The organism is Bacillus sp. lyk4-R2A-2 (assembly GCF_030209735.1).
Classification (GTDB): domain Bacteria; phylum Bacillota; class Bacilli; order Bacillales; family Bacillaceae; genus Bacillus; species Bacillus pumilus.
This window is the reverse complement of record NZ_JARVRK010000004.1, coordinates 509,437-529,929: the sequence shown is the minus strand read 5'-3', so window position 1 is coordinate 529,929 and position 20,493 is coordinate 509,437. Positions and strand designations below refer to the sequence as shown.

Annotated in this window: 21 protein-coding genes; 3 read left to right on the top strand and 18 right to left on the bottom strand. The window is 42.2% G+C overall.

What is annotated here, in order from left to right:
- Window positions 1-4 precede the first annotated feature (4 nt).
- Window positions 5-784 carry a patatin-like phospholipase family protein gene (locus tag QRN39_RS05515; RefSeq protein ID WP_284906395.1) on the bottom strand — a complete coding sequence of 260 codons (780 nt, stop codon included), beginning with the start codon at window positions 782-784 and terminating at the stop codon, window positions 5-7.
- Window positions 785-942: 158 nt separating this feature from the next.
- Between QRN39_RS05515 and ylbJ the strand changes: the two genes are divergently transcribed.
- Entirely contained in the window at window positions 943-2,151 is a 1,209-nt protein-coding gene (ylbJ, locus tag QRN39_RS05510; RefSeq protein ID WP_284906393.1) for a sporulation integral membrane protein YlbJ, read from the top strand.
- A 13-nt stretch (window positions 2,152-2,164) separates the two neighbouring features.
- On the opposite strand, the gene coaD is transcribed toward ylbJ, so the two are convergent.
- The 9 genes from coaD to QRN39_RS05465 all read right to left on the bottom strand — a co-directional run bounded on the left by coaD (window position 2,165) and on the right by QRN39_RS05465 (window position 7,223).
- Window positions 2,165-2,647 (bottom strand): pantetheine-phosphate adenylyltransferase, encoded by a 483-nt coding sequence (gene coaD / locus QRN39_RS05505; RefSeq protein WP_044142001.1) that lies wholly within the window; start codon window positions 2,645-2,647, stop codon window positions 2,165-2,167.
- A 3-nt stretch (window positions 2,648-2,650) separates the two neighbouring features.
- Window positions 2,651-3,208 carry a 16S rRNA (guanine(966)-N(2))-methyltransferase RsmD gene (gene rsmD, locus QRN39_RS05500; protein WP_003211265.1) on the bottom strand — a complete coding sequence of 186 codons (558 nt, stop codon included), beginning with the start codon at window positions 3,206-3,208 and terminating at the stop codon, window positions 2,651-2,653.
- A 310-nt stretch (window positions 3,209-3,518) separates the two neighbouring features.
- On the bottom strand, window positions 3,519-3,791 hold the full coding sequence (locus QRN39_RS05495) for a YlbG family protein (RefSeq protein ID WP_003212137.1): 273 nt from the start codon (window positions 3,789-3,791) through the stop codon (window positions 3,519-3,521).
- Between the two features lie 66 nt (window positions 3,792-3,857).
- Window positions 3,858-4,307, bottom strand: a complete 450-nt coding sequence (gene ricF / locus QRN39_RS05490) for a regulatory iron-sulfur-containing complex subunit RicF (protein WP_007499807.1) — start codon at window positions 4,305-4,307, stop codon at window positions 3,858-3,860.
- 57 nt (window positions 4,308-4,364) lie between these two features.
- Window positions 4,365-4,772: a hypothetical protein gene (locus QRN39_RS05485; RefSeq protein ID WP_050945107.1), complete on the bottom strand. Its 408-nt coding sequence runs from the start codon at window positions 4,770-4,772 to the stop codon at window positions 4,365-4,367.
- A 72-nt stretch (window positions 4,773-4,844) separates the two neighbouring features.
- A complete protein-coding gene (locus QRN39_RS05480) occupies window positions 4,845-5,093 on the bottom strand; it encodes a YlbE-like family protein (protein ID WP_034619936.1) in 249 nt (82 codons plus the stop codon).
- Between the two features lie 19 nt (window positions 5,094-5,112).
- The gene (locus tag QRN39_RS05475) at window positions 5,113-5,526 is read right to left on the bottom strand and encodes a YlbD family protein (RefSeq protein WP_003212038.1); all 414 of its coding nucleotides are present in this window, start codon (window positions 5,524-5,526) and stop codon (window positions 5,113-5,115) included.
- 108 nt (window positions 5,527-5,634) lie between these two features.
- Complete coding sequence (locus tag QRN39_RS05470; protein WP_003212349.1) at window positions 5,635-6,678, bottom strand: CAP domain-containing protein; 1,044 nt, start codon at window positions 6,676-6,678, stop codon at window positions 5,635-5,637.
- Between the two features lie 122 nt (window positions 6,679-6,800).
- Entirely contained in the window at window positions 6,801-7,223 is a 423-nt protein-coding gene (locus tag QRN39_RS05465; RefSeq protein WP_044142103.1) for a CBS domain-containing protein, read from the bottom strand.
- Between the two features lie 161 nt (window positions 7,224-7,384).
- On the opposite strand from QRN39_RS05465, the gene QRN39_RS05460 reads away from it, so the two are divergent.
- The gene (locus QRN39_RS05460) at window positions 7,385-7,750 is read left to right on the top strand and encodes a YugN family protein (RefSeq protein ID WP_050945108.1); all 366 of its coding nucleotides are present in this window, start codon (window positions 7,385-7,387) and stop codon (window positions 7,748-7,750) included.
- A 31-nt stretch (window positions 7,751-7,781) separates the two neighbouring features.
- On the opposite strand, the gene ctaG is transcribed toward QRN39_RS05460, so the two are convergent.
- The 6 genes from ctaG to cyoE all read right to left on the bottom strand — a co-directional run bounded on the left by ctaG (window position 7,782) and on the right by cyoE (window position 13,944).
- Window positions 7,782-8,660 carry a cytochrome c oxidase assembly factor CtaG gene (gene ctaG / locus QRN39_RS05455; protein ID WP_212045833.1) on the bottom strand — a complete coding sequence of 293 codons (879 nt, stop codon included), beginning with the start codon at window positions 8,658-8,660 and terminating at the stop codon, window positions 7,782-7,784.
- 30 nt (window positions 8,661-8,690) lie between these two features.
- Window positions 8,691-9,020 (bottom strand): cytochrome c oxidase subunit IVB, encoded by a 330-nt coding sequence (ctaF, locus tag QRN39_RS05450; protein WP_003211520.1) that lies wholly within the window; start codon window positions 9,018-9,020, stop codon window positions 8,691-8,693.
- 2 nt (window positions 9,021-9,022) lie between these two features.
- On the bottom strand, window positions 9,023-9,643 hold the full coding sequence (ctaE, locus tag QRN39_RS05445) for a cytochrome c oxidase subunit III (protein ID WP_003210862.1): 621 nt from the start codon (window positions 9,641-9,643) through the stop codon (window positions 9,023-9,025).
- Window positions 9,643-11,514: a cytochrome c oxidase subunit I gene (ctaD, locus tag QRN39_RS05440; protein WP_050945109.1), complete on the bottom strand. Its 1,872-nt coding sequence runs from the start codon at window positions 11,512-11,514 to the stop codon at window positions 9,643-9,645. The genes ctaE and ctaD overlap by 1 nt, the downstream gene beginning before the upstream one ends.
- A gap of 166 nt (window positions 11,515-11,680) precedes the next feature.
- Window positions 11,681-12,748 (bottom strand): cytochrome c oxidase subunit II, encoded by a 1,068-nt coding sequence (gene coxB, locus QRN39_RS05435; protein WP_003212202.1) that lies wholly within the window; start codon window positions 12,746-12,748, stop codon window positions 11,681-11,683.
- A gap of 278 nt (window positions 12,749-13,026) precedes the next feature.
- Window positions 13,027-13,944, bottom strand: a complete 918-nt coding sequence (cyoE, locus tag QRN39_RS05430) for a heme o synthase (RefSeq protein WP_003211774.1) — start codon at window positions 13,942-13,944, stop codon at window positions 13,027-13,029.
- Between the two features lie 393 nt (window positions 13,945-14,337).
- Here cyoE and QRN39_RS05425 point away from each other — a divergent pair, with 393 nt between their 5' ends.
- Entirely contained in the window at window positions 14,338-15,261 is a 924-nt protein-coding gene (locus QRN39_RS05425; protein ID WP_003210766.1) for a COX15/CtaA family protein, read from the top strand.
- A 40-nt stretch (window positions 15,262-15,301) separates the two neighbouring features.
- Here QRN39_RS05425 and QRN39_RS05420 read toward each other — a convergent pair whose 3' ends face one another.
- Both QRN39_RS05420 and pyc read right to left on the bottom strand, forming a co-directional pair.
- Window positions 15,302-16,735, bottom strand: a complete 1,434-nt coding sequence (locus tag QRN39_RS05420; RefSeq protein ID WP_284906383.1) for a cryptochrome/photolyase family protein — start codon at window positions 16,733-16,735, stop codon at window positions 15,302-15,304.
- A 298-nt stretch (window positions 16,736-17,033) separates the two neighbouring features.
- Window positions 17,034-20,480 carry a pyruvate carboxylase gene (gene pyc / locus QRN39_RS05415; protein ID WP_284906381.1) on the bottom strand — a complete coding sequence of 1,149 codons (3,447 nt, stop codon included), beginning with the start codon at window positions 20,478-20,480 and terminating at the stop codon, window positions 17,034-17,036.
- Between the last annotated feature and the right edge of the window lie 13 nt (window positions 20,481-20,493).

Here is a 20,493-nt window from a genome sequence, read left to right as displayed (position 1 = left end):
TCGATTAACACTCCCATTTATCAATGACATCTTTCAGTGTACCTGTTAGTTGATCTGTGGCAAGCTCACCTGCTTCAATCATCTCCTGCACCTGCACGAACGCACTCGAGCTAAATGTTTCAAGCCTCGGCCGGATCATGACATCAGCGTGAATGGTTTGATGACGGACCAATTCATTTTGAAGGATGTCCAAACTTTGCATAATCACATCCGATAATCTCGTCGCCTTTTCCGTTTTTTTCACTCTTGATACATCAGAGGCGATAATGAGGTCTGCGCCCATATCTTTTAAAACAGACACAGGAATGCGGTCCACAACCGCTCCATCCACTAGCTGTCTGCCGCCCATTTCATGAGGAACAAACACGCCCGGAATGCTGATGCTTGCTCTGACTGCTTGTGAGACAGACCCTTTTTTAAACACGACCTTCTCCCCTGTCTCGAGGTCACAGGCAACCACTGCAAGGGGCATTTTTAATTCTTCGAATTTTTTCCCATATGTAAACGTGTGAATCAGCTGCAAAATTCGATTTCCTTTTAAAAGACCGATTTTTGGCAGTGTATAGTCAGCATAATACTTTTTTCTGAAGACAAGTGCAAGTTTTTTCATTTTTTCTACGTCCTGTCCTGCCGCATAAAAGCTCCCAACAAGTGCGCCAATACTGCTGCCAGCAATCATATCTACCTGAATACCTTGTTTCTCAAGACTAGATAAAACTCCGATATGTGCCATTCCCCTCGCACCCCCAGAGCCTAACGCAAGCCCGATGACTGGTCGCCTCATGAAAATCCACCCTCCTCTTTTCTATGCATATATACGAATCTATTGGTCTAAACATGCCCCTTCTGCTCGTATAGTAATAGAAGACAGGCTCGGCTAGTTTCTTTCTTTTTTGATCACGAGCTCGCCAATAGATCATAACGGCAAGGGGCGAAATCTCCATGAAAAAATGGAACACTCTGTTCATCGCTGCTTTTTTTATCTTTTTAACAGCAACTGTGATTACACATCCACAAGCCTCTTTGCAAGCGTCTAAAAATGGACTTGCAATGTGGTGGGAGGTTGTATTTCCATCATTGCTTCCTTTTTTTATTTTGTCCGAGCTATTAATTAGTTTCGGGATTGTCAGATTTGTCGGGGTATTATTAGAGCCATTTATGCGCCCCATCTTTCGAGTGCCTGGTGTAGGCGGATTTGTCCTAGCGATGGGAATGGCATCAGGCTTTCCTTCTGGTGCGAAATTAACCACAAGACTCAGGCAGGAAGGACAACTGACACAAATCGAAGCAGAGCGCCTCGTTTCTTTTACAAATTCATCGAACCCATTGTTTATTTTCGGTGCGGTGGCTGTTGGTTTTTTTCATCATCCAGCTTTAGGAATTGTTTTGGCCTGCGCACATTATTTAGGGAATCTCGCTGTTGGGGTGACGATGCGAGGATATAAAGCGCGGCATGATGCACATCTGAGAAGCCGTAAGCAAATTTTATTCCCACCGTTTCAAGAGGCATTCAGCGCACTTCATACAGCAAGACTCGCAGAGAAAAGACCGCTCGGCCAAATTTTAAGTGATGCGGTCATGTCATCAGTCCAAACACTCTTTATGATTGGCGGCTTTATTATCTTATTTTCTGTGTTTAGCAAAATGCTGTCAGTTGTTCAGGTGACGGACCTCTTATCCATAGGGGTCGGATATATGCTCCAAACGATGCATCTTCCGCCAGAATTAGATCTTGCGATGATTGCCGGTTTATTTGAAATCACATTAGGAAGTCAGCTGACAGGGTCACAGGAAGTCACCCTTCTTGCTAAAACGATTGTCGTCAGCTTTATATTAGGATTCAGCGGGTTTTCTGTTCAAGCTCAGGTCGCTGGCATTCTGGCGGCAACAGATATACGCTTTAAACCGTTTTTCTTCGCTCGTTTGCTTCACGGGATTTATGCAGCTGTTTTTGCCTTCTTATTGTTCAAGCCTCTTTATGTCTCTCGATCTGACATGGCTCTCCCAGCAGGTGCCTTTGAAGCAAGCCAGCAGGTCGTCATGTACAGCAGTGTGCTTTGGAATCAGCTTGTGACAGCTGGCCCTTTGATCACGCTATGCAGCTTGATCTTGTATACGGCGCTATACTATCAGAAATTAAAAAAAGGATGAGTGCACGGTGCACTCATCCTTTAAATTTTTCTATCAGCGCTTCTTCTACCTCTTTTGGCACAAGGTCTTTGACTGAACCATCATATTTCGCTACTTCTTTGACAATGCTTGAGCTTAAGAAGGAATACTGATTGTTGGTCATCATGAAAAACGTTTCAATGTCATCGTTTAACACTTTATTCATTGATGTGCCCTGCATTTCATATTCAAAGTCTGTCACAGCTCTTAATCCGCGTAAAATGACTTTGGCTTCTTTTTGTTTCGCATAATCAACAAGCAGACCGTGAAAGGATTCGACTTTGATATTTGGCAGATCCTTCGTCGCTTGGCGAATGAGCTCACACCGTTCTTCAACGGTAAATAACGGTTTCTTGGATGAGTTATTTAGTACACATACATACACTTCATCAAAGATCTTTGCACCTCTTTTGATGATATCCAAATGGCCCAATGTGACTGGATCGAAGCTACCCGGACAAACGGCTATGTTCCCCATGCTTTAATTTCCCCGCTTTCTATAGATCGTAATACCAGTCAACCCGTACAGTTCCTGTCTTGATATGTAAAGCTGTCCAGCTTCCTCTGGCAGTATAACGTCCTTATCATGCTCACACACGATCACGCCGTCATCTGTTAATAAGGCATGCTCGTCAATCATGTCAAGAAGTGCTTTTAGCTGTTGATCTTTGTAAGGCGGATCAAGAAAGATCGCTTGAAAGGATTCCTCTCGTTTCACAACGGCTGCAAGTGCACGCTTTGCCTCGTTTCGAAACACTTCACTTTGATCAATCAGCTCCAATTGATTGAGGTTTCCTTTGATCGTTTGAATCGCCTTCATATCTCGATCAACGAATATGCAATGATCGAATCCTCTAGAAAGCGCTTCAATCCCTAAACCACCGCTTCCCGCAAATAAATCAAGGGCCCATCCGCCATCAAAATACGGGCCGATCATATTAAATATCGATTCTTTTACTTTATCTGTCGTCGGTCTTGTTGATTGACCTGGTACCGCTTTAAGTGTGCGGCCTTTTCTCGTTCCAGAGATGACTCTCATTTTTCCACCACTTTTTCTGCTTGCTTCTATTGGTTATTGTGTATGACAAAAAATCCAACATTATCTTACCACAACACTCCGCAGGGGACAATGCGCGGACTTTCATTCATTTACTATGTATAGATCAAGGAAAGCGGGGTCATACTACTTATAACAGCATCTGATGTGGTGCTGTTGCCAACCGCGGAGAAGACTTACGTTTCCCCATAAGTTCTTCCTCCGGTTTCTCCTCTCCCTTTGCCTTCTCCTTAATGATTCATTAAGAATAGAAGGACCCCGCGGGTGATGCCGCGGGGGTTTTTTTGTGTCTTTAAAAGCCCACTTTATAATCATACTCTTTTGCTTTGTCCAATTTGGATTCGTACTCTAATTTAATAAAGGGTTTATATGAAGGCTCAACACGTTTCACAAATGGCAATGAGCTGAGCTTAGCCATATGGCGCTCGAGATCATTCATATCACAATAGATCACTGCATATTTCATTTTCCGTGAAATATAGTGAACATTTCCAAATTTTCTTAGCGCCTTTGACTGCTTTAACGAATGCAGCCAAACGACCATCCCTTGACGTTTGGTTTCCATCTTTTCACCTGCCGCTTTTTCAATTCTTTTCAGTCATTATGTAAAAGACGAGACATTCAAGTCTCGTCAAGATACTTTACAGCCACAGCTGCCACCAGATCCACAGCCACCGCCGCATGATGATAGACCATCAAAATATGGGTTCCCTGTTGGAACTTTGATATATGCTGATACAGCTTGACCGATTTCAATACTAATCTCATCTAAGATGGATTGAATCGCTGTTTCTGCTTTTTTGAAATCAACCACTGTATCGTGAAGATCTAACTTTCTTTTGACCTCACGCATTTCCTTTGAGATCGTTCTATAGTCCGGATGGTATTTGCCGAACCGCTGCACATCCTCATATTGCTCTTTTACTTTTGTAAAATGGGCAATAATTTGTTGGGCTTCTTCGTCTTGCTGGAGACGCTTAAAGCAGTTGCGGTAATGTTCAGCCTCCTCCGACTGAAGAATCATGGCAGCCAATTGATTCGCTTCCTCTTGGAGCTCCACAGATTCGATTGTCGCATACATAAATGATGCACCTCCAATTCATAGTTTACCACGAAACCTATGGATCAGAAAATGCTTTTACGTCACAAATACATCCCATGTCTCTCTTTTCTGCCTATATTCTGGATGACGAGAATTGAGCACAACGGTCATTTTATGCTTTCCTTTTGAGAGATGCTTGACCACAAATGCAGCAGTATATTCATTGCCTGCACGTTTTCCGTCTACATACACTGTAAAATATCCCGCCTTCTCATCCTTTTTTAGTCGCGTAGGCTCAAGATGAAAATCTTGCAGTGTACTTTCTATATAAACAGAAGACCCCTGCACTTTGTATTTTAAAAAGCCTTGCTGCTTCATTTCGCTTTGGGCTTGCTGCATCACATGTACAGCTGGATCTTGCTTTATGACTTGCTTCTCTTCATGTTGACTTTGACACCCGGTGACAAGAAAAAGCAATGCGCATATTGACAGCATCCATTTCATCATCTGATTCTCCTTTCATCTACTTTTATAGGATGCTCAGGAAATAGACATCTTAATCAACTCAAAAAAGCCTCATCCGGCTCCATTTTGATTGCGCATTGCTTGGAACATTTGAATCATCATTTCAGCCATTTGGACACTGTTACTCAACTGACTCACACGATGAGGAATGGTTTTTTCGTAAAAATTCATTTTATCTAATTCAAAGGACGATAGCTTATCAGGATGTCGAGTCAGCTGTCTGTACCAGAGAGGACGCTGTCTGATGAATTTGATTCGATCCTCTTCGGCCATGACAAACTCCAGTACTTCTTTCCGCACCAAAAGCATCCCCTTTCACTTAATCTTTCCTGAAGGAGAATGGGTGCTGACTGCCTCCAGATGAACCTTTCTTTGAGCCATTTGATGAAAATTGTCCGAGTAAGCTTTGTAAAGAGGAAATAGACTGGCTCATTTTGTTGATTTGTTCATTCATTTGATCAGCGTCCATTTTTTTCACAGCAGAAACCATTTTAGACATAAAATCGGCTTTTCCCGCTTCACTTGGCTTAGAGTCTTTTTCTTCTTTCACGTCTCCAGATTGCGTTTGCCGGTAAGGAGACCACATCTCATCTTCCTCACCAAACATGACCCAATTTTCGTATACACTTTGCCAGCTTTTTTCTTGCGTTTGCACTTCTTGAATTAACTTCGGATGGCGTCTGACGAATTGTTTAAATTCATCAATGGATGTTTGTTTTTGCTTGTTTGTCATATCCTCACCCCCCATACAAATGCCTACTATACTATATACATCAGCAGTTATTTTGGTGAGCCTCTTTTTCAATCAAAAAAACAGCTGCGATGGTGCAGCTGCTTTCGTTTAAGATGTTTTTTTAATGAAGTTTTGGGTGTAGTATTTTTCTTTCACACCGACGCCAAGGTGTGTGTAATCTTTATTTAATAACGCCTTTCTATGACCTTCACTATTGAGCCAGCCTTCTACCGCTGCAGGTCCATCTACATAATTATAGGCAATGTTTTCACCTGCGAGCTGAAATGCCACCTCGCCTCTTTCTAATCGGTCTTTCAGCGTACCGTATTTTTTAGATTCATGGGAGAAATAATGATTCTCTTTCATGTCCTCACTATGCATGAATGCCACTTCAGAGGTTTCATCATCCCACTTTAAGATCGGCAGTTTGTACTTATGACGAATAATATTGGTCATATCAAAAATTTGTTTTTGACTGGAAGCTTCGATCTCTTTCCATTTTTCACCCGATATTGCCTCTGGTTCTATCAATTGACCACGATAGACGACTTCGTATGGCTTTTGTTTCACAAATGTATCTGCGTTAAACGCCCTGATGCTTGAAAGGGTGCTTTCAAACTTATCCATGTAAAGCTGAACATATACATCATCGTCCACTTTCACGGTAGGTCTTGTATTCATATCATCTTCTGAGAATTCAAAGCGGTATGAATTTTGTTCATCCTCTACATGAATGTAAGGTGCAATTTGTGTTTTTTTAAATACCTCACTTGTGGCTTGACCGATTTTAAACGGTTCAACATTGAGCCCGTCTCCTGTTGCAAACAATGTCACCACTTTACTATCCTTTACCCCTACTTGAATATAGTGCTTCTTCGATTGATTGTATATCCACCAGTCATAATCATATGCAGAAGGATCAATGCGATCTGGTTCTCCCAGCTGTTTAAGCACTTCGTTTGAAGATTTCCCCATAAAGGACATGAGCCCCTTTTTAGGGATGTTGATCGGCTTATCGCTAGATGTTTCTTCATTAGACACCTTCGGTTCATTGCTGTTTTCTTTTTCTGGTGAAGATCCATATTGAATAAACAGAACGTACGTTCCAGATATAATCAGGAGGATGAGGAGTGTTTTGAGCACAGTTTTCAAATAAACACCTCCGTTAAATTGGCAAGGTACAAAAAGTACCTTCTACTGTCATTTAAACAAAACTCGCTCTATTTATCAACGACAATACAGCCTATTTAACACGAATTTAAAATATGCCCCTCTTAATGAAGAAATCCTTGCCCATGATCTTGATCCTGCTGAGAGATTTCTGTCAGTGCATCTCCTGCGCGATCATTCGATAAATCTTCGACGGATAAATCTCCAAGAGCGACAATCCCTGTTAATGCACCGTTCTTCACAACAGGAATGCGGCGAAGCTGGTGCTCTGACATCAGCCGGACAATTTCTTCAAGCGTTGCATCTTCTTCTGCTGTCAGTACTTCCTTCGTCATCAGCGAGCCTACTTCCTGTGAGTTTGGCTTTTTTTCTGCAATGCCTCTGAGTACAAGGTCACGGTCTGTCACGATACCAACGAGCTGATCTCCGTTAACCACGGGAATGGCACCAATGTCTGCGTCTCTCATTTTGACTGCGGCTTCATACGTATTGTCATCTTGCTGACATGTCACTACTTTTTTTGTCATAATATCTTTAATTTTTTTCGTTTTCACGTTGATTCCTCCATCTGTTATTTTCTTTATTACTGTAACCAGGTTATAAAAGAACATACCTTTCACAGTTGAAAGTTTAACGCTTTCATACTATGATTGTCAGTAAAGGGAATTTTTATAAGGAGGGGTTTTGGGTGAAGTTTGAAGGTACGGGGATTGAAAAGGTAGCAGCTGACTTAAATAAATTAGATTTCATCATGGAAAGTGAAGGATTTGTACGAGCCGATCAATGGGATTATGAGCGTGTGACGTACGACAGAAAGTTTAACATGGTAGAGGGAACCTTTTATTTACGCATTTCCGGCTACGCCACCGAAGGAGATGTAGGTTCAAAAAGAGCACACATACAGCTTCTTACACCTTTACTTGGAAAACATTATTATCCGCACGGTGTTGAATACGGCGAAGGCGAAGATTTCCCTAAGTCTCTCATCCAATCAAGCAAAAAAACGCTTGAACAGCTGAAAGAAAAACTAGAAGCAATGACTGCAGAAGCATAAACGAAAGCACAGCCATCCGGCTGTGCTTTTTTCATTCATATTTCGGAATCAGGGCATCTGGTACGGCATCTTTCGCTCTTTCTTTTCTTGCCCAGTCAAAGAAGACAACAGCAAGGATCGAGCCGTACACAATCTCCTGAATAATTTTCATCAAAATCGCGCCTAGCTGCTGGTCTTCTAGCAGCGGCAAGGTATGGAACATTTCAGGACCTGTGAGCGCAAGACCTGCCAGCGTATCACTCGGTACGCATAGATGCAGCGCCTGTATCCAAGCACCAGCATCAGAATAGGTTGCATAGATCGGTGCCTCACTAAACATGATGAGTGCACACGCAGGAGTCATTAATATCCCGTCTGCCATGATATAACCAAGCTTTAAAATGCCTGTAATCTGAGGCTGACTTTGGACTTTATGAACGAGCGGCCACCACATGAAAAAGGCAGCGATAAAAATGACCACTGTCATCAGCGCATGATAAAACGGATCTGTTTTCACAAAGTCAAACACAAGCGGAATATGGTACATCGAAAACAAGCCGTTAAACCCAAGCAATGCAATTAAAGGCTTGGAAAACACACGAAACATCTGCTGAATGCCTGGTGTTTGTATGATCCGCTCCCAAATGGCCGCAGGTAATCCTGTAATAAGGAGAGGCGGAATGACTAAATAGAGCACTGCCATTTGCGCCATATGTGCACTAAACATAATATGCCCCATTAAATCAATTGGGCTTCCTTTTACGGCGTATAACAGAACAAGCCCCGTCAGAAACAACGTTTTCTCTTTTACCGTCGCACGATGCTTCCCCTTTGTCACAAGAAGCAGATAAAGAGCAGCTGCTATGACAATACTAGTCAAATAGTAAGGGCTCCATAATGCCCGAAATCCGAATATTTCTAAGTTCTCCATTGCTGCGCCTCCTTCAAGGGCAAAGCGGGCTTACCACCAAATAATGGTCAAAAAGGCTAATACGGTAATAAACGCGACAAACACACCTGAGTAAAGAAACAATGCGGGTGTTTCATGCCCTTTTTGGTTCATGTGCATAAAATAATAAAGCTGAAAAGCCACCTGAATAACTGCAAGCAGTAAAATAAATGGTACTGCGAACCAGTTTCCTACGTCTTCAGAAGCGATTGTTAAAAAGGCAACAAAGGTTAATCCAATCATCAAGCCGAAAGAAATGAGCTGATGCTTCATTTCTTCGGCATTTTTCTTTTTACGGTATACAAGATCGACTTTAGACTGATTTGTGTTTTTATTTCCCATTCTTATCCCACCATTCCCATTAAATATACAACGGTAAAGATGAAGACCCACACAACATCAATGAAGTGCCAATACAGACTTGCCACATAATATTTCGGCGCATTGTATAAATCGAGTCCGCGTCTCATATTTCGAATCATAAGAGCGGTAATCCAGCAAAGTCCAAAGGCGACGTGAGCCCCGTGAGTTCCTACAAGTGTATAGAAGGAGGAACCAAGAGCTGAGCTGGTAATGGTAAAATCATACGCATGCACATAATGATAGAATTCATAAATCTCAACCCCTAAAAATGAAGCACCTAATAGCACAGTCACACCAAGCCAAAGCTGCATCTTTTTAAAGGCAAAGTTTTTCATATGATACATTGCATACACACTCGTTAAACTGCTCGTTAGTAGTAGCATCGTGGCAATAAAGACAAGCGTGAGATCAAACATATCAGTTGTTTTTGCTCCGCCTGCATTAGAGTTTTTCAGCGCCAAATACGTGGCAAAGAGCGATGCAAACAGAACGGTTTCTCCCCCAAGAAACAACCAGAACCCGACGAACTTATTCTTTCCTTCTAACGTGGCTTTCTCAGGAGAAGCCGGAAAAGTTTCTGCTGTCATTTTTTGTGGTTCCATTATGCTTTCACCCCTTTATCATCGTCATCGGTCAAATCTTCTTTGTGAATATGGTACCCATGATCGTCTTTAAGAGAGCGAACCAGCATGGTCGCAAATGTAATGCCAAGACCAATGAGAATCACTGGAAGCCCCCAGCTATGCTCTTGACGATACATGAAGCCAAACGCTGACACAAATAGACCGAATGAGATAATGACAGGTAAGATGGAATTATTCGGCATGTGAATATCATCGAGCGGTTCAGATGCTGTCATTCCTTTTTTACCATCCATTTTTTCAATCCATAATGGATCTAGTCCTCTGACAAGCGGAAGCTGTTTAAAGTTATATTCTGGCGGAGGTGAAGACACTGCCCATTCAAGCGTTCTTCCATCTCCCCAAGGATCGCCCGATACACGCTCCCCTTTTGCTGTCGTCCAGATGATATTAATCAGCATGATGACAACAGCTACAAACATGAACAGTGCCCCAATCGTACTGACCAAGTTCCCAAGGTCTAGCCCCTGACCCGGCAAGAATGTAAAGACTCGGCGCGGCATGCCCCAAAGACCGAGAAAATGCTGGATAAAGAAGGTTAAATGGAAACCGACGAAAAACAGCACAAAGCCAATTTTCCCAAGCTTCTCATTCAGTATTTTTCCAAACATCTTCGGCCACCAGTAATGCACACCAGCTAAAATACCGAATACAACCCCGCCGATAATGACGTAGTGGAAATGCGCCACAACAAAGTACGTATCATGGAACTGATAATCTGCTGCAGCTGCTGCAAGCATGACTCCGGTTACCCCGCCAAGTAAAAACGACGGTATAAAGGCAACGGAATACAGCATTGGCGTTGTAAACTTCACATTACCGCCCCATATGGTGAGCAGCCAGTTAAATACTTTAATTCCTGTCGGCACCGCAATCGCCATTGTGGCTACAGCAAAGATGGCATTGGCAATCGGACCAAGTCCAGTTGTGAACATGTGATGCGCCCACACCATGAATCCAAGGAAACCAATCAATACAGTCGCAAACACCATCGACGAATACCCAAACAGCCTTTTTCTTGCAAACACTGGAATGATTTCAGAAAATATTCCGAATGCTGGCAGGATTAAGATATAAACTTCTGGGTGTCCGAAAATCCAGAACAAATGCTCCCAGATGATTGTATTTCCGCCGAGCTCTGGATTAAAAAAGCTCGTATCAAACATTCTATCAAGCATCAGCATCGCAAGCCCTGCAGTAAGCGGCGGGAATGCGAATAAAATCAGTGCTGAGGCGACAAATGTCGTCCAAGTAAAGAGCGGCATTCTCATATACGTCATACCAGGCGTTCTCATATTAATAATCGTTGCAAGAAAGTTGATTCCGGCAATTAGCGTACCAATACCCGCTATCTGCAACCCTAAAATATAGAAATCCATGCCGTGTCCTTCTGAATTCAGCGTGAGCGAAGCGTATGCAGTCCAGCCTGCATCAGGTGCCCCGCCCATAAACCATCCAAGATTTAAGAAAATTCCTCCGAAAAAGAACAGCCAAAAACCAAGTGAATTCACAAATGGAAACGCTACGTCACGTGCACCAATTTGAATAGGTACAACCGCATTCATTAATGCAAATAAAAGCGGCATTGCTGCAAGGAAAATCATCGTTGTTCCATGCATCGTCATGACTTCATTGTAAAACCCTGCACTTACAAAATCATTTTCTGGGATGGCTAGCTGAATACGGATTATCATCGCTTCCAGGCCGCCAATTAAAAAGAAAAATCCCCCTGCCACTAAATATAGTATGGCAATTTTTTTGTGGTCAACCGTCGTCAAGTAATCCCATAAGACAGCGCCAAACCCCCGCTTTTTAGCTATAGTACTCACCATGAAATCCCCCTCTTATCTCCCATTTGCCCCTTTTCATATAGATGTTTTAACTTTACACAGACTGTGTCTGACAGATGGCTACTTCTTGGTTGTAGAGACATATTCGGGAGCTCTTAACAAAAACTTCACATCGATTACATACCCTCTTACACATTCCTATTAGAAATTACTCGATTTTAAGTCCTTTTAAATACTCATAAAGTGCATCTGCTTCTGAGTCATTTAATTTAGGGTACGTCCCTGTCATTTTATTTCCTGGTTTAAAGCTCTCTGGATCTTTCAGCCATGCTTTCACGTTTTCTTTGTTCATGTCTTTAATTCCAGCTACTTTCGTTCGCTCTCCGAAGGTTGCAAGGTTTGGTGCTGTCCTTGCTGCTTCCGGCCGTTCGTCCCCAGGCTCTACTGCGTGACAGCTCAAGCAGTTTTTCTCTTTAAATAATTTTTCACCTTCAAGGGCAAGATCTTTTGTGGATGTAGGCTTCTTGTAATCAGCCATTTTTTTCGTCCATCCTAAAAACTCATCTTGAGAAAGCGTTTTAACTTTAAAGTCCATTAAAGCATGCGAGGGACCGCAAAGCTCCGCACATTTCCCGTAGAAATATTCTCCTGCATCTTTCGTTCGTTTTGAATCAAAGGTTAAATAAAACTTGTTTTCATTGTCTGTGTTTGTATCAATTTTACCGCCAGCCGATGGAACCCAAAAAGAGTGTTTCACATCAGATGCTTTCAGCTTGAAGTAGACCTTTTGATCTGTCGGTACAATCAATTCCTGACTCGTGACAATCCCATAATCAGGGTATTCGAATTCCCACCAATATAAACTGGCTCTTACATTGACAACAAGTGTCTTTTCAGGATCTCGTTTTTTCTTATCCATAGCGCTTGTATCCCCAAGCTCAAGCGTGTATGCCACAACAGGCACAACGAGAATAATGAGGAGAAGAATCGGAATCGCTGTCCACGTAATTTCTAGGTTACGGTTCCCTTCCACCTGCTTTGGAATCGTATCTTCTCCAACTTTAGAACGTTTGAATTTAATGATGACGTAAAAGAAAATGATCGATACAACAATGACGACAAGAACCATAATGAGTGTACTCAGTACCGTTAGGAAAAATTGTTTATCTGCTACTTCCCCAACTGGTTTGAGTGTTGATAAGTATGGTTCACCACAGCCCGCCAAAACGAGCGTCAATAAGAGAAACAGTGAATAAACACGCCATTTTCTTATCATAATTTGTCCCAACCCCTTTAGCTTGATCTCCTTTGCCTTTCGCTTTTTACCTCTTATTTATAAAATCACTTTTCACCCATCCATAACCCCCGCCTCTTATAAAAGCACTTACATTTCCTGTTTTCATAAAAAAATGATGTTTTTACTCAAAATACCATCTATGTATAAACAGAAAGCCGCCTAAATAGAACTGAATATCAGGCGGCTTTCATAGTTGTTAGAAAATGTTGTGTTATAAGATATAGCCTTGTTTTGATGTGATCAAAGTGTATTTTACTCTAGAATAGTGTAATAATAATCATCGCGACGAAAAAGATGGTTAAGTAGTTTAATGAATAAACGAACATGAGCGTTGACCACTTCATGACGTCTTTCATTTTAAAGCCCATAAGGCCAATGACGAGCCATCCAATATTCAGCAATGTGCCAAGTGCGACAATCGGCCATCCTAATCCACCTAAGAAAAATGGAAGCGGGAGAAGACATGCTGTCCAAATGATGATTTGGCGCTTCGTGACTTCAAAGCCATAAACGACTGGCAGCATTGGAATACCTGCCTTACGGTAATCTTCCGTTTTCTTAATCGCAAGTGACAGGAAGTGCGGGATTTGCCAAATGAACATAATCATAAACAAAACCCAAGCCGTTGTGTCGATTGTACCTGTGACAGCTGTCCAGCCGATTAATGGCGGCACCGCACCAGATACACTTCCAATAACGGTATTAATGGTGTAATGGCGTTTAGACCACATGGTGTAAAGAACCGCATAAGTAAAGACTCCGATAAATCCAATCACTGCTGATGTGATAGTTGTCATCAGAAGCATGATGAGTCCAAGTACAACAAGCAAAATACCAAATGCATACGCTTGCCCCGGCTGAATCTTACCTGTAACCGTCGGTCTTGTTTTTGTTCTTTCCATTAATATATCAATATCACGGTCAAACGCATTATTAATGGCGCATGAACCGGCAATAATAAGAGAAGAACCAATCATTGTTAACAGCACAATATCAAGATTCCCAAGGAAACTCATCCCTGTAAAATAAAAAGCAAGCCACATTCCAGTAAATGTTGTAATGAAGTTGGAATTGACGATGCCCATTTTAATCAGAGCAAGAAAATCTTTCCAAGCTGTTGTTTCTTCTATTTGTCCATGAATAGCTGCTTCCGCGGCTGTTTTGGAATTTGCCAATGTGTATAACCTCCCTTGCCCAAACCTTCAAACAAACAATGAAACGTAAATTCGTTACAACTCTATCATACAAGATAAACAGCTGTAAAAAAACATCCTATTAAATAATAAACGACAATCTCGAAGTTATTTGTGAACTTTTAGTGAATTTATTAGGATTTATCTGTGTTTCAGAAGGCGGTGCAAAATGAAATATTCTCTCCTCTATTTCTATCAGACTGTGAAAGAAAGATCAAGCACTCTAAATCTGTAAACTTTGTGAACTAACATATCATTTTTTTGTGAACTTTGGTCATTATGAATTGCAACAGAACACGCATTTGGCTTAAACTTGAGAGCATGTGAGGTTTTTCAATTAGATCAGAAGTTTTTTAGAGAAGGTGAAATAATTTGATGAAATTTGCTTTAAGGTTATTGAGCGTGATCACAACATTTGTGATGCTGATCGTTTTGATTGGCGGTGCGCTTGTGACGAAAACCGGCTCGGGTCTTGGCTGCGGCAGGCAGTGGCCCCTTTGTCACGGTCGTTTCTTCCCTGAAATGAACCCTGCTTCCATCATCGAATGGAGTCACCGCATGTCAACAGGGGTTTCAACCATTCTTGTCTTGGCACTGGCGGTCTTATGCTGGAAAAAGATTAGTCCAGTATTTCGTGAAACCAAATTTTTGGTCATCATGTCGATTATATTCTTACTGCTACAAGCGCTGTTAGGGGCTCTTGCCGTCGTGTTTGGTTCCAACGCACTTGTCATGGCACTGCACTTCGGTATTTCACTCATTTCTTTTGCTTCAGTGTTATTGCTTGCGCTTCTTGTATTTGAGGCAACCCGATCTGAAACAAAGCTTGTGAAGCCGCTTCATATCGGCAAAAAAATGCAGTTTCATATTTATGGTTTGATCACCTATACGTATATCGTGGTGTACACGGGTGCTTATGTGAGGCATACAAAGTCAAGCCTTGCTTGCTCTGTTTTCCCGTTTTGTTCAAAAGACGGTGCACTTCCAGCATACTTTAATCAGTGGGTGCAAATGTCTCACCGAGCAGCAGCACTTCTTTTATTCGTCTGGATATTTGTTGCGATGTTTCATGCCATGAAACATTATAAAGAACAGAAGCAGCTGTATTATGGATGGATCATTTCAGCCATTCTCATTACACTTCAAGCGATTTCAGGTGTGATGTCTGTGTATTCTCAGCTCGCACTAGGTTATGCGCTGGCTCATTCATTCTTTATTTCCTGTTTGTTTGGAGTACTCTGTTACTTCTGCCTACTCATTGCCCGGTTTAAATATGAAAGCAAAGAACCATTCAAATAAGAATTTGTATCCCCCTTTCTTGCGGAATGGGGGATTTGTTTTATTGTTGTTTTGCTTCTTCAAATAGCGAAATGGCTTTTTTGCGTCTTTCCTGGTGGTCAACTGCCGGCAGCGGGTATGTATCACCTAGCACACAGCCCGATTTCAATTGCTCATCAATCGGCATTTTACTTGGTTCATGAATCCATTTTTCATCGACACGCTCTAGCTCTGGTACATATTTTCTAATCAATTCCCCGCTCGGATCAAATCGCTTTGACTGAGTGGTCGGGTTGAAAATACGGAAGTACGGCACCGCATCTGTTCCGACGGAGGCTGCCCATTGAAATCCTCCGATATTTGACGCCTCATCATAATCCACAAGTTTTTTTGCAAAATACGATTCGCCCTTTCTCCAATCAATCAAATAATCCTTTGTTAAAAATGAAGCTGTAACCATCCGCAAGCGGTTATGCATCCAGCCCTCCTCATTTAACTGTCTCATCCCTGCATCAACGAGCGGAAAGCCTGTTTCTCCTTTACACCAAGCTTCAAACAGCGTCTCATCTTCATTCCATTCCATTCCTTGAAACGCCGAATTGATTTCTTTTTCTTTCATCTCAGGATAATGCGCATAAATCATATGATAAAAATCACGCCATGCCAGCTCTTTGATAAAAGTCTCTCTGCCCTCGTCTTCATAGAGTGCTTCTTCATATATCGCATGAAAGATTGTTCGAATCGAAATAGTGCCTGTTTTTAAGAACCGCGACAGCTTGCTCGTTCCAAAAACAGACGGAATATCTCGTTTCTCATGGTAACGCGTTAATCTTTTTTGAATAAATTGATGAAGCGTGTTCATCGCTTTGTCTGAGCCGATTTGATCAAACTTCCTTGAGCAGCCCTTTATCAATTCTCGCAGTTTATCATTTCCTTTTTGCGAAAGTGGCTCATCACAAATCGTATGCTCGCTGCTAAAAAATGATTTGTCAACTTTTATCACAGGCTGCTTTTCTTGCTTACGCCATGATTGATAGTATGGGGTAAACACTTGATAATGTGACCCATCTGCTTTTAAAATATCTCGCGCCCCGTGAAGGTGTGTATCTTGCCATGTTGACACATGAATGCCCTTCTTTTCTAAAAAATCGGTTACTTGCTTGTCACGCCTTTGACCGATACCCACCTCATCTTCGTTAAAAAAGACGGCTTTGATGTCATACACTTCCATGACCTGCTGAAAGGCGCGCAGGACATCATCATGGAGAAGGTGAACATACACTTGAGATTCTCTCGCTTCCTTAACGAAATGCGCCAAGTTTTGAAAGAAATGTTCGTTATTTATATCCATTTCCATTTCAGTAAAGAATGGATCTAGATGATAAAGAGCCAATAATTTGTACTCGTGTTTTTTTGCATAAGTGATCGCTTTTGACAAGGCGATATGATCATCCAATCGCATATCTCGGCGAAACCAAATCACGACAATTTCCAACTTTCTTCACCTCACTCTATAGTGTAATCACTCTCGCAGGCTGCTGCACATTTTAATGCGCTCAAAAAAAGACACATCACGATGGATGTGTCTCAGATTGTAGACAAAGGGCTAAAATGATTTTTATTTTAGCCCTTTGTCTTCTTTTCAGCGTGATAGAAAACCTTTGCAGTCTAGGAAGGGCGAGCACCGGAGCGGAGCGAATTTGACATTCGTGAGCACCGAAGCGCAGACCTGACAAAGAATGCGAGGGTTTGTCTACACGCTGAAACACATCACGATGGATGTGTCTCACTTATTATTCAGGCTTTAAAACAATCAGCAGATCTCCGGTTTGAATCGGTTCTCCATTTGTCACATGTATTTCATCTACGACCGCAGTGAATGGGGCTTGTACAGTCGTCTCCATTTTCATGGCTTCATTGATCATCAAATGCTCACCTTGCGAGATTTTCTGTCCTTTTTCCACGAGCACTTTGATGACAGTGCCTGGCATTGATGCGGCAATGTGATTTGGATTTGAACGGTCCGCCTTCATTTTTTCTTGAACGGATGATTTGATGCTTTCATCCTTAATCACGACTTCACGCGGCTGTCCATTTAGCTCAAAGTAAAGAACTCTTGTGGCATCTGGATTCGGTTCTCCAATTGACACGAGTTTAACAATGAGGGTTTTTCCTTTTTCGATTTCTACCTCAATCTCTTCACCAAGCCTCATCCCGTAGAAGAACGTTGGTGTGTCAAGAACAGAGATGTCTCCGTAGCTTTCTGCTGTTTGGGCAAATTCAGAAAAGACTTTTGGATATAAGGCATACGCAATCGCGTCTTGCTCTGTCAGCGTCAGGTCATGAGATTCTTTGAACTGCTGCTGAATAGCTTCAAAGTCAACTGGCTTCAGCTTTTCACCAGGTCTAACAGTGAGCGGTTCTTCTCCTTTTAAAATCAGCTTTTGCAATTTTTCAGGGAACCCGCCATGCGGCTGGCCTAAATAGCCTTTAAATAGCTCCACAACAGAATCAGGGAAGTCTAAAGTTGCTCCTTTTTCATAGACATCTTCCTCTGTTAAATCATTTTGCACCATATAAAGTGCCATGTCTCCGACTACTTTAGAGGAAGGTGTCACCTTCACAATATCACCAAACATGTCATTCACACGTCTGTACATTTCTTTTACTTCGTTCCAGCGGTCGCCAAGTCCGACACCTTTCGCCTGTTGCTGCAAGTTACTATACTGTCCGCCAGGCATTTCATGCTCATAAATTTCTGTATGAGGTGAATTCATGCCACTTTCGAATTCACGGTAGTATTTTCTAACAGAATCCCAGTATTGAGAAAGGTGTTCGACAGATTGGACGTTCATGTCTGGCTTTCTTTCATGCCCATCTAAAGCATAGTACAGTGAGCTTGCGCTTGGCTGCGATGTGAGTCCTGCCATAGAGCTGACGGCCATATCGACAATATCAACACCTGCATCAATTGCCCTTGCATAGGTGAACAGTCCATTTCCACTCGTGTCATGTGTATGAAGATGGATAGGGATTGTGAGTTCATCTTTTAAAGCAGAGACTAACTCATAAGCTGCCTGCGGCTTTAATAATCCCGCCATATCTTTAATACCTAAAATATGTGCACCGGCAGATTCAAGCTCTTTCGCAAGAGATACATAGTACTTAAGATCATATTTCGGACGAGATGGATCGAGAATGTCCCCCGTATAACAAATGGCTGCCTCTGCCACTTTGCCTGATTCACGAACAGAATCAATGGCAAGTGTCATGCCTTTGACCCAGTTTAAGCTATCGAAAATACGGAACACGTCAATGCCTGCCTCGGCAGATTCCTTTACAAATGCTTTAATCACATTATCCGCATAGTTTGTATATCCGACAGCGTTTGATGATCTTAAAAGCATTTGGAACAACGTGTTTGGCACTTCTTGGCGAAGCTCTTTTAATCGCTGCCAAGGATCTTCTTTTAAGAAACGGTACGCAACATCAAATGTAGCACCGCCCCACATTTCCATACTAAACAGCTCTGGCCATAAACCTGCTGTCGGCTGGGCTACTTTCTTTAAATCATGAGTTCTGAAGCGGGTCGCAAGCAGAGACTGATGCGCGTCCCTAAAGGTTGTATCTGTTAAAAGGACGCTCTTTTGTTCTTTCACCCAATTGGCAAGGCCCTCAGGTCCATGCGCATCTAACAATTGTTTAGCCCCAGATGGCATCTCTTGCTTGAGAGGAAGCTTCGGTACAACAGGCTTATCAAAATGAGGCTTCTTTTTCTCCGCAATACCAGGGAATCCATTAATGGTCACGTTACCAATATAAGTCAGCATCTTCGTTCCACGGTCTTTTTGTTTAGGGAAATTAAATAGCTCTGGCGTTGAATCGATAAACGACGTATCGTATTCCCCTTTTAGAAACTTCTCATGCTTTGCCACGTTTTCAAGAAACGGAATGTTTGTTTTAATTCCGCGAATCCTGAATTCCTGTAAGTTTCGAACCATTTTAGCAGCCGCTTGGTCAAATGTGAGCGCCCATGTGGACAGCTTGACCAATAGTGAATCGTAATAAGGTGTAATGACTGCACCTTGAAAGCTGTTCCCTGTATCAAGTCGTACACCAAATCCCCCGCCTGAACGGTAGGCCATAATTTTCCCTGTGTCTGGCATAAAATCATTTAAAGGATCTTCTGTTGTAACCCTTGATTGAATGGCAAAACCATGTGTGAAAATATCTTCTTGCTTTGGTATACCGACTTCCTTGCTGTGAAGGTCATAGCCCTTTGCGACAAGAATTTGGGTTTGGACGATATCGACACCAGTGATCATTTCAGTGATCGTGTGTTCTACCTGTACCCTTGGATTGACTTCAATAAAGTAAAACTCTCCATTTGCAACAAGGAATTCTACAGTTCCTGCATTGATATATGATACATTCCGAGCCAGCTGAACAGCCGCTTCGCAAATGTCTTCACGCAGTTGATCTGTAAGAGACACACTTGGCGCCACTTCAATAACTTTTTGATGCCGCCTTTGAACAGAGCAGTCACGCTCATATAAATGAATGATATTGCCGTGATTGTCACCAATCACCTGCACCTCAATGTGTTTCGGATTTTCAATCAGTTTTTCAACGTATACTTCGTCATTTCCAAAAGCCGCTTTTGCCTCTGACTTCGCACGGTCATAGGCTTCCTTCAGCTCCTCTTTCGTTCTGACAATCCGCATACCCCGGCCGCCGCCGCCTAGTGAAGCTTTAATAATAAATGGGTAACCGTATTCTTCACCGAATTTTTCGACTTCTTCGGCCGAGTCAACTGGTCCGTCACTTCCTGGAATGACTGGAATTCCAGCTTTTTTCGCTTCTTCTCTTGCCTTTACTTTATCTCCAAACATATCTAAATGTTGAGAAGTTGGGCCGATAAATTGAATGCCTTCCTCTTCGCATCGTCTTGCAAAATGAATGTTTTCAGATAAAAATCCGTATCCTGGATGAATCGCATCCACGTCATTTCGTTTTGCAATTTCGATGATCCCCTCGATATCAAGGTAGGCATCAATCGGCTTTTTCCCTTCTCCAACTAGATATGCTTCATCGGCTTTATAGCGATGATAAGAGCCCGAGTCTTCTTTGGAATAAATGGCTACTGTACGTAAATTGAGCTCCGTACAGGCCCTGAAGACTCTGATAGCAATTTCCCCTCTGTTTGCAACTAGAACCTTTTGAATTGTTCTCTGTGACATTTCTCACTCCTCC